The organism is Neisseria sp. P0021.S005 (assembly GCF_051956955.1).
The window spans coordinates 19,862-30,321 of sequence record NZ_JBQCWY010000004.1 but is presented as its reverse complement, the minus strand read 5'-3'; the positions used below and the strand labels follow the sequence as shown (position 1 = coordinate 30,321).

The following is a 10,460-nucleotide window of genomic DNA, read 5'->3' as shown; positions in this document are numbered from 1 at the left end:
GCCTTCGGGCGGCTGTGTGTTAAGGAGTTTGTATGGCAAACCAAATCCGCCTACACATTTGGGGCGATTATGCCTGTTTTACCCGTCCGGAGATGAAGGTGGAGCGGGTGTCTTATGATGTCATCACACCGTCGGCGGCGCGCGGGATTTTGGCGGCGGTGCATTGGAAGCCGGCGATTCGGTGGGTGATAGACAAGATTTATGTGTTGAAGCCGATTCGGTTTGAGTCGGTGCGGCGCAATGAGTTAGGTGGCAAGATTTCGGCGGGCAAGGTCAGCGGCGCGATGAAGCGTAAGAGCGTTGCCGATTTATATACGCTGATTGAAGACGACCGCCAGCAGCGCGCGGCGACGGTGCTCAAAGACGTGGCTTATGTGATTGAAGCTCATGCGGTGCTGACGGCAAAAGCGGGGGCGGATGAGACTGTTACCAAGCATATTGAGATGTTCAAACGCCGTGCGAAAAAAGGGCAATGCTTTCAGCAGCCTTGTTTGGGCGTGCGTGAATTCCCTGCCGATTTTGCGTTGATTGACGAGGGCGAGTCGCTGCCGCCGTCGGCATTATTGGAAAGCGAGGCAAGCCGCGATTTGGGCTGGATGCTGCACGATATTGATTTTGACCACGGCAACACACCACATTTTTTCCGCGCACAAATGAAAGACGGCGTGATTGATGTGCCGCCGTTTTACGCCGAGGAGGTGAAAGCATGATTCTTGCGTCCCTTGCCCGCTATTACCGCCGTTTGGCAGCGGAAACCGATGAAATGGGCAACCCGAAAGTGCCGCCTTATGGCTTTAGCGAGGAAAAAATCGGCTGGATTTTGGTATTGGACAAAGAAGGCCGTCTGAAAACCGTTGTGCCGAATCTGACAGCTGATAAAAAGCCGCAACCGAAGCTGATGAGCGTGCCTCAATCCTTCAAACGCCCAGGTACTACACCCAAGCCATTTTTTCTGTGGGATAAAACTTCTTATGCGCTTGGCGTTGAAGCTAATAAAAACAAAGCCGAAGCGAAAGAAAAACCGTTTACGTCGTCTGAAAAAACCTTTGATGCCTTTAAGCAATACCATCTCGATTTACTGCAAAACAGCGAAGATGAAGGCTTGCAAGCCTTGTGCCGTTTTCTGCAAAACTGGCAGCCTGCACATTTTGCTACCGAAAATCTGCCTGCCGAAATGCTCGATGCCAACATCGCATTTTCTCTTGAAAAACCGACCACACTTATCCATAAACGTGAAGCTGCGCAAACCTTGTGGGCAGGCTGCCTGAAAAGTGACGAAGCGCTTGAGGGCTTGTGCCTGATTAGCGGCGACACTGCCCCGATTGCGCGGCTGCATCCGGCGATTAAAGGCGTATTTGGCGGGCAAAGCTCCGGCGGTTCGATTATCTCGTTTAACAAAGAAGCCTTTGCCTCTTTTGGCAAGGAGCAAGGCGCAAATGCGCCCGTTTCCGAACAATCCGCCTTTGCCTACACCACCGCGCTGAACTATCTGTTGCGCCGCGAAAATAATCACTGCCTGACCATCGGCGACGCCAGCACGGTTTTTTGGGCGGAAGCGGACGATAGCGCTACGGCGCAGGCTGCCGAAGGCTTTTTCGCGCACGTGTTCACGCCGCCGGATGATGAACAAGAAAGCGCCAAAGTTTTCAACGTATTGAAACAAATAAGTAACAAAGGTCGCCCGCTGCAAGAAATTGCGCCCGAACTCTCTCCCAATACCCGTTTTTATATCTTAGGGCTTGCCCCTAATGCCGCGCGGATTTCTGTTCGGTTTTGGCTGGATACGACCTTTGGGCAGTTGGCGGAAAATTTGGCGCAGCATTGGCAAGATTTAGCCATTGAGCCTTGCGCATGGAAAACGCCGCCGTCTATTTGGCGACTCTTATTGCAAACTGCCGTGCTAGGCAAAAGCGAAAATATCTCACCCGTTTTAGCAGGAGAAATGACTCGCGCCGTGATTTGCGGCACGCCGTACCCTTTGAGTTTACTGTCGCAACTGATTACCCGAATCCGTGCCGACGGCGACGTGAACGGCCTGCGCGTGGCAATGATGAAAGCCGTATTGGAGCGGCGTTTTAGAAAAAGTTTTATCGAAGAAGGAGTTCCTATGAGTTTGAACAATGAAAGTCCGAATCGCGCCTATCTTTTAGGGCGGCTGTTTGCCGTGTTGGAGCGCATTCAATATCAGGCGTTGGGCGAATTAAACGCCGGTATCGCCGACCGCTATTACGGCTCTGCATCTGCCGTGCCGTTTTCGGTTTTTCCGCGCCTTTTGTCGGGTGCAAAACACCATTTATCGCGCTTGCGTAAAGACAAAGCCGGCATGGCGGTGAATTTGGATAAAGATTTGGGCAAAATCATTGCCAAACTGCCCGAAACCTTTCCGCGCCATTTGAGCATTGACGAGCAAGGCCGCTTCGCCATCGGCTATTACCATCAAAAACAAAGCTATTTTGCTAAAAAAGAAACCGCTGAAACCATTGAAAACTAAGGAGCCAGAAAATGTCTGCCATTCAAAACCGCTATGAATTTGTTTACTTTTTTGATGTTACCAACGGCAACCCCAACGGCGATCCCGATGCGGGCAATATGCCGCGCCTTGATCCCGAATCCAGTAAAGGCTTGGTAACCGATGTCTGCCTGAAACGAAAAATCCGTAATTTTGTCGAAATCAGCAGCGAAAACGAAGCCGGTTACGAAATCTACGTGAAAGAAAAAAGCGTGTTAAACCTGCAAAACAAACGCGCTTATGAAGCACTAGGCATTGAATCTGAACCCAAAAAACTGCCCAAAGACGAAGCCAAAGCCCGCGACATTACCGCGTGGATGTGCAAAAACTTCTTCGATATCCGCACCTTCGGCGCCGTGATGACCACCGAAGTCAACAGCGGACAAGTGCGCGGCCCTGTACAACTGGCGTTCGCCCAATCCATCGACCCGATTGTGCCGCTGGAAGTTTCCATCACCCGCATGGCGGTAACCAACGAAAAAGACTTGGAAAAAGAACGCACCATGGGGCGCAAATACATCGTCCCTTACGCGCTCTACCGCGTGCACGGCTTTATCTCCGCCAACCTTGCCGCCAAAACCGGTTTTTCAGACGACGACTTAGCCAAACTCTGGCAAGCCCTGACGCTGATGTTTGAACACGACCGCTCCGCCGCTCGTGGTGAAATGGCGGCGCGCAAACTGATTGTTTTTAAACACGACAGTGCACTCGGCAGCCAGCCTGCACATAAACTGTTTGACGCCGTGAAAGTCGAACGCGTGAACGGCGAATCAGGTACGCCAGCGAGCGGTTTTGGCGATTACAAAATCAGCGTGCTTTCAGACGGCTTAAATGGCGTGAGTGTGGAAGAGTTGCTTTAAAAAACGTTCAAAAAAATGACCGCACTTTTAACCAAAACCCAAGGGGAAAATCAGGACACTAGCCTGATTCCCCTTTCTGCCTTGCAACACTATGCCTTCTGCCCGCGTCAATGTGCGTTGATTCACAACGAGCAGGCGTGGGCGGAGAATTATTTGACCGCGCAGGGCAAGGCGTTGCATGAGCGGGTGGATTCGGGCGAGCCGGAAACGCGCAAGGGCGTACGCTTTGAGCGGACGGTGCATGTGTCGGCGGAGAAACTGGGCATCAGCGGCGTATTGGATTTGGTGGAAGTGGATACGAAAACAGGCCGTCTGAAACCCGTGGAATACAAACGCGGCAAGCCAAAACCCGACCCGATGGATGAAATCCAGCTTTGCGCCCAAGGCTTGTGCCTAGAAGAAATGACGGGGCAAACCGTCTCTGAGGGCGCATTGTGGTATATGCAAACCCGCCACCGCGTCCCTGTCGCGTTTTCAGATGACCTACGCGCCCAAACACTCGCCACCATCGCTGCCGTGCGTGAACTTCTAAACAGCGGACAAACCCCGCCACCCGACTACGGCAAACGCTGCAAAGCCTGCTCGCTGGTGGAGATTTGCCAGCCGGAGTTATTGGGGAAACGGGATAGGAGCGTGGGGTATGTGGAGAGGTTGTTTGGGGAGTAATATTTTATTTGAAAAAAAATTATTACGTTAATTAACTTGAATCTTCTAAATTAATCGCAATTTCTGAAGACGAGTAATCATGCTCAATTGTAATTACACATTTTAAGGAGTCGTAAATGACAAGAAATATAGAACATCAATTTAGCAATCTATCTGATGTTGGTGAAAAACTAGAGTTAGAAAATCCTACTGTAGAGAATGTCGTAGATATTTTAGTGGATATTGGACATGATGACCGAGTTTATACTTTTCATGATGACTTTCTCGGGTTAAAAAGCGGTTTGCCACAAGACTTATTGTCGAAACATATCGACGAGCTTGAAGAAGGTGATTTTGCAGATAGATATTCAGATGAAATTGATGAAATACTGGATAATGCAAATATAATATTTTATCACCTTGAACGAGAGCTTAGTGAAGATGATTTAGAGGAAATACGAGAAGAAAGAGAAAGACTGGGTTTAGAAGACGATTAGTATACTTGTTGTTATAGAATAGATTCAATACATACAGGTTGGGTTATGCTGTTTTACCCAACCTGCTAACCTCAGGGCATATTTAATATTATTTAATTCTGAATAATATTCTATTGAAGTTTCAAGATATCCAAGATATCTAAGGAAAAACATGACACAAAAAAATGATTTTAAAAATGCTAATTTTTATGGGAATACACAAATAGTTAATGGTGATGTTCATAATGTACATACTCAAGATGCACCAGATTTAATAAATGAAAAGAAAATAGCTACATACACCCCAGAACCAATTTGGAGAAGTCCCATTACGATGGCTTGGCTGACATGGGCTAGTTTTCTGATTTCTTTAGCAGGGCTATTACCTATTTATAATTGTATAGTTAAACCCATATTATATTTAGTAAATGGTAAAACTATAATACAAAGTGAAATAAATAATACTTATATATTTATTTTAATAGCTATTGCTGTATTATTTCTTATCACCATTACATTACGCAGAATTACTAAGTATCAAACTAGATACCCATTAGTTTTTAATTATGCTATTAGCGGTATGGGGCATCGTTTAAGTCTAGAGAAAATTAGTATTTCTCAATGTCCACAGTGCGGTGGAGAAATGAAATATTATAATAAGCCAATCGAGTGGGAGAATATACGTTATTCTGATGGTAGCAAGAAAAGAAGGGTAACAAGAACTACGCCAGCATTAGAGTGTAAAAGAAATTGTGAGCATTGGTATAAAGTTGATCCGGCAGAAGATAAAATCTAATTTTTAGCTAGCCCCCCCGTTTAACCCCAAAAGCACGGTCAAAACCTAAGGAGTTTTCCCATGCGCAAACTGCAAAACACGCTGTATATCACCACCCAAGGCAGCTATCTGCATAAGGAGCGGGAGACGCTGGTGGTGGCGCAGGAGCGTAAGAAGGTGGCGCAGTTGCCGGTGCATTCTATTGGGCATATTTTCTGTTTTGGCAATGTGCTGGTATCGCCGTTTTTGTTAGGGTTTTGCGGTGAAAATAATGTGAATTTGGCGTTTTTTACCGAAAACGGACGTTATTTGGGGCGGCTTCAGGGGCGGCAAAGCGGCAATGTGCTACTGCGTCGGGCGCAGTATCGGGGGTCGGAGCAAAATCCTGTGCCGATTGCGCGCAATATCATTGCGGCGAAGATTCAGGCGAGCAAGCGGGTGCTTCAGCGGCAGATTCGCAATTACGGCGAGAATGCGGCGATTCAAAGTGCGGTCGATGCTTTGAACATTTCGCTGTGGCAGTTGAAGGGCGTGGCGGAGCTGGACGTGGTGCGCGGTATTGAGGGCGATGCGGCGGCGCGTTATTTCGGCGTATTTGGGCAGCTTTTGAGCGAAAAAAGCGGTTTTTCTTTTGACGGACGCAACCGCCGTCCGCCTAGAGACGGGGTGAATGCGCTGTTGTCGTTTGTGTACAGTCTGTTGGGCAAGGACATCAGCGGCGCGCTGCAAGGTGTGGGGCTGGATCCGCAGGTGGGCTTTTTGCACGCCGACCGCCCGGGGCGCGACAGTTTGGCGCAGGATATTTTGGAAGAATTCCGCGCGTGGTGGGCAGACAGGCTGGTGTTGTCGCTGATTAACCGCGGGCAAATCAAACCGCAGGATTTTGTTACCGAGGCAAGCGGCGCGGTGAGCTTGAAAGCGGAGGCGCGTAAGCTGCTGTTCCAAGCCTTGCAGGCGAAAAAGCAGGAGAAAATAGTTCATCCGTTTTTAGGCGAGGAAGTGGAAATTGGGCTGCTGCCGTATATTCAGGCAATGTTGTTGGCACGGCACTTACGCGGAGATTTGGCGGAATACCCGCCGTTTTTGATGAGATAGGTTTGCAGGCCGTCTGAAAACGGATCGGATATTTTCAGACGGCCTTTAAAGCAGCCTGTATATGGGAATACAAAATGCTAATGCTGATTACTTACGATATTTCGTTGGAAGACGCGGACGGACAGGCAAGGCTACGGCGCGTGGCGAAATTGTGTTTGGACTACGGCGTGCGCGTGCAGTATTCGGTGTTCGAATGCGATATCGCGCCCGATCAGTGGGTTGTTTTAAAGGACAAACTTTTGAAAACCTACAACCCTGAAACTGACAGCCTGCGCTTTTACCATCTGGGCAGCAAATGGCGGCGGAAAGTAGAACATCACGGCGCAAAACCGGCGGTGGATGTGTTTAAGGATACGTTGATTGTGTAAATCGCCAACCTGCGGTTCTCATGAAAATGCGGCAGGGTTGGCGAATTGGGATTGTTCTTTAATAATCAGGATATTGCGAATGCGGGCGTAACGGAAAAGGCTGTGTTATACTCGCGTTCACGCTTTTCTTAGGAGCTTAGCGAAATCGGGGCTGCGAAACCTGATGGAACAAGGCTTTTAAGAGAGGCTCAGCCGCCTTCGGGCGGCTGTGTGTTGAAACATGATTTTTGCGTTTTCAGTTTTACTGCTTGCCAGCAGCCGCCTTCGGGCGGCTGTGTGTTGAAACCTTTGCTGCCTGCTTTATCAATCAGGGCAGAGACGCAGCCGCCTTCGGGCGGCTGTGTGTTGAAACAACCTGCAGGATTGTTACGTCAGCAGTGAATACGCGCAGCCGCCTTCGGGCGGCTGTGTGTTGAAACTAACCATGTAGTTCCAGTAGTTCCAGTATCAGACAGCCGCCTTCGGGCGGCTGTGTGTTGAAACCATACAAAGTCCATGATTAATCCTTTCTCTATACCAGCCGCCTTCGGGCGGCTGTGTGTTGAAACAGGCTATTAGCAAAGATGCTGGCGGTGCTAACTTCAGCCGCCTTCGGGCGGCTGTGTGTTGAAACCATGGCTTCGCATTGTACTAGCACTTTTGTTAAGTCAGCCGCCTTCGGGCGGCTGTGTGTTGAAACCTACCCAGTATCTACCCTGCTATCTCCCTGCTATCCAGCCGCCTTCGGGCGGCTGTGTGTTGAAACATACGGTAGGCAACAATGGCAGGCATGAACAAGGCCAGCCGCCTTCGGGCGGCTGTGTGTTGAAACGCACCGTTTTGCAATCCTGTTTTTTCGCCTGCTTCACAGCCGCCTTCGGGCGGCTGTGTGTTGAAACAATTTAAGCAATACCAAATCGACATGGCGCAGATGCAGCCGCCTTCGGGCGGCTGTGTGTTGAAACCCGATTGCTTGGTTAAACTGGACGAGGAAACATTTCAGCCGCCTTCGGGCGGCTGTGTGTTGAAACCCATACGACCTGCCGCCATTTATCAGATTTTGACAGCCGCCTTCGGGCGGCTGTGTGTTGAAACCTGCCGATGGGTTACAAGATTGGTGGGGCGCATACCAGCCGCCTTCGGGCGGCTGTGTGTTGAAACTCTTATTATCCTGAAAGGACAAAACCATGAAGAACAGCCGCCTTCGGGCGGCTGTGTGTTGAAACGGACGGTGCTTGGTACGGAACAACAGGAAGTTGTACAGCCGCCTTCGGGCGGCTGTGTGTTGAAACGCAAATGCTTGACTAGCTTTGCATATACCAAAAAACAGCCGCCTTCGGGCGGCTGTGTGTTGAAACTTTGAAAGTGAAATTGATTCATGCGTCCAGTCTATCAGCCGCCTTCGGGCGGCTGTGTGTTGAAACTTTACATTTGCCGTCATACCTTTTCGCCGCTATCCAGCCGCCTTCGGGCGGCTGTGTGTTGAAACTGAAAAATTTCGTTTGATTGTAAATCGAGGTAGACAGCCGCCTTCGGGCGGCTGTGTGTTGAAACAATGCCTTTAAATGTAAACTCCCCTTTATCGGCCAGCCGCCTTCGGGCGGCTGTGTGTTGAAACAATTTCATAGCCGCCGTATGTGTAATAGTCGGTTCAGCCGCCTTCGGGCGGCTGTGTGTTGAAACAATGATTTCTTCTTCAGTTTTGGTAACTTCTTTGACAGCCGCCTTCGGGCGGCTGTGTGTTGAAACTACGATGTGTTACCCGTCTTTGAAATGCTGATTGCAGCCGCCTTCGGGCGGCTGTGTGTTGAAACCATTATACCCACACTTATCATAGAAGTATTGCGGACAGCCGCCTTCGGGCGGCTGTGTGTTGAAACTTAACAGGGCAGTTATATAAGTACCACGTTAGAATCAGCCGCCTTCGGGCGGCTGTGTGTTGAAACCGCTCACACATAACGCGCCGAAAAATAAAACGGCCAGCCGCCTTCGGGCGGCTGTGTGTTGAAACTGGTTCTTGGCGAATCTGTCGGGCGTGATTGCGAACAGCCGCCTTCGGGCGGCTGTGTGTTGAAACCCTAATGTACCGCTTATACGTGTGCAATATATCCCCAGCCGCCTTCGGGCGGCTGTGTGTTGAAACTACGGATTTTTTAACCGTCGATTTTTTTTTTTCCAGCCGCCTTCGGGCGGCTGTGTGTTGAAACCGCGCCCCCGATGGCATTTATAGCAAGCCACAAACCAGCCGCCTTCGGGCGGCTGTGTGTTGAAACCGTTCCGACCCGCGATTGGGATATGGTATCAATAACCAGCCGCCTTCGGGCGGCTGTGTGTTGAAACTTGAGTTTGTTAAAGGAAGCCTTGTTGTTTTATGCAGCCGCCTTCGGGCGGCTGTGTGTTGAAACAACAGGGGTAGCCCATCTGCAATTTTCCGGTTCACAGCCGCCTTCGGGCGGCTGTGTGTTGAAACTAACTAAAAATTTATAACTAGAGGGTTAGACGTGCAGCCGCCTTCGGGCGGCTGTGTGTTGAAACCGCCGTCCACACCACGCGCCGAAAAATAAAACGGCGCAGCCGCCTTCGGGCGGCTGTGTGTTGAAACTCAAAATGGACTACTAGGCAAAAAAAATATCCCCCCAGCCGCCTTCGGGCGGCTGTGTGTTGAAACATCATATCTATTTATCCTCAGTTTTGTAATGAAACAGCCGCCTTCGGGCGGCTGTGTGTTGAAACAACCCTTTACATAACGGCTATACCTGTGAGGATACAGCCGCCTTCGGGCGGCTGTGTGTTGAAACTCCGGATTCTTATTGAAATCCTCCGCCAGTTTGATGCAGCCGCCTTCGGGCGGCTGTGTGTTGAAACGATCACCTTGTGAGCAATGCCGCAGGCTAAGTGATCAGCCGCCTTCGGGCGGCTGTGTGTTGAAACCCCCGTTTCAAGCTCGACGACGCCGCGCAGGATCGCAGCCGCCTTCGGGCGGCTGTGTGTTGAAACACGGCAAATTTTGGAAAGTGTTGCCGTTGGATTTTCAGCCGCCTTCGGGCGGCTGTGTGTTGAAACAGCACCCACCCATACTGGCACACCAGCAACTACCAGCCGCCTTCGGGCGGCTGTGTGTTGAAACATTGAAAATTAGCGTCTGATTAGAATTATTTTTAACAGCCGCCTTCGGGCGGCTGTGTGTTGAAACAACACGCCAAACCAAACGCCTGCGGAATAAGTGCGCAGCCGCCTTCGGGCGGCTGTGTGTTGAAACTACGCCCCCGATGGTATCTACTGCCAGTCCAAAGTCAGCCGCCTTCGGGCGGCTGTGTGTTGAAACGCTTAACGATTTATTGGCCGCGCAGGCTGCCGATCAGCCGCCTTCGGGCGGCTGTGTGTTGAAACAGACGGCCTAGAAACGGCGCGCTTGGATTTATTCAGCCGCCTTCGGGCGGCTGTGTGTTGAAACCTTGACCTGTTCAGCATTGAGCGTTGTACCCGCTCCAGCCGCCTTCGGGCGGCTGTGTGTTGAAACGTACCGTTCAAGCACGTCATGACGGTGTTGGAAGCAGCCGCCTTCGGGCGGCTGTGTGTTGAAACATTTGAGATATACAAACCGGCGCGTCGGTGTACCAGCCGCCTTCGGGCGGCTGTGTGTTGAAACTCAATATCAAAGCCGTCAGCGCGGAAGATATGATGCAGCCGCCTTCGGGCGGCTGTGTGTTGAAACAAGTACATCTGTGTCATAAACAGGGCAGGCGTTGATTC

At 50.3% G+C, this 10,460-nt stretch carries 8 protein-coding genes and 1 CRISPR repeat array (1 of these 9 cut by a window edge); all 8 genes read left to right on the top strand.

Features of this window, described 5'->3' with window-relative positions; genetic code table 11:
• Positions 1 to 32: 32 nt before the first annotated feature.
• Complete coding sequence (cas5c, locus tag ACTHUE_RS00985; RefSeq protein ID WP_070625746.1) at positions 33 to 710, top strand: type I-C CRISPR-associated protein Cas5c; 678 nt, start codon at positions 33 to 35, stop codon at positions 708 to 710.
• Entirely contained in the window at positions 707 to 2,491 is a 1,785-nt protein-coding gene (gene cas8c / locus ACTHUE_RS00980; RefSeq protein ID WP_150540506.1) for a type I-C CRISPR-associated protein Cas8c/Csd1, read from the top strand. The genes cas5c and cas8c overlap by 4 nt, the downstream gene beginning before the upstream one ends.
• A gap of 11 nt (positions 2,492 to 2,502) precedes the next feature.
• Positions 2,503 to 3,369, top strand: a complete 867-nt coding sequence (gene cas7c / locus ACTHUE_RS00975) for a type I-C CRISPR-associated protein Cas7/Csd2 (RefSeq protein WP_070625742.1) — start codon at positions 2,503 to 2,505, stop codon at positions 3,367 to 3,369.
• Between the two features lie 15 nt (positions 3,370 to 3,384).
• A complete protein-coding gene (gene cas4 / locus ACTHUE_RS00970; protein WP_070625740.1) occupies positions 3,385 to 4,035 on the top strand; it encodes a CRISPR-associated protein Cas4 in 651 nt (216 codons plus the stop codon).
• 116 nt (positions 4,036 to 4,151) lie between these two features.
• Positions 4,152 to 4,511 (top strand): hypothetical protein, encoded by a 360-nt coding sequence (locus ACTHUE_RS00965; protein ID WP_070625737.1) that lies wholly within the window; start codon positions 4,152 to 4,154, stop codon positions 4,509 to 4,511.
• Between the two features lie 151 nt (positions 4,512 to 4,662).
• The gene (locus ACTHUE_RS00960; RefSeq protein WP_070625733.1) at positions 4,663 to 5,286 is read left to right on the top strand and encodes a hypothetical protein; all 624 of its coding nucleotides are present in this window, start codon (positions 4,663 to 4,665) and stop codon (positions 5,284 to 5,286) included.
• 60 nt (positions 5,287 to 5,346) lie between these two features.
• Positions 5,347 to 6,360, top strand: a complete 1,014-nt coding sequence (gene cas1c, locus ACTHUE_RS00955; RefSeq protein WP_070625731.1) for a type I-C CRISPR-associated endonuclease Cas1c — start codon at positions 5,347 to 5,349, stop codon at positions 6,358 to 6,360.
• Between the two features lie 74 nt (positions 6,361 to 6,434).
• Positions 6,435 to 6,728: a CRISPR-associated endonuclease Cas2 gene (gene cas2 / locus ACTHUE_RS00950; RefSeq protein ID WP_049349119.1), complete on the top strand. Its 294-nt coding sequence runs from the start codon at positions 6,435 to 6,437 to the stop codon at positions 6,726 to 6,728.
• A gap of 189 nt (positions 6,729 to 6,917) precedes the next feature.
• Positions 6,918 to 10,460: direct repeats of the CRISPR family, unit length 31 nt; unit sequence CAGCCGCCTTCGGGCGGCTGTGTGTTGAAAC (it continues 1,343 nt past the right edge of the window).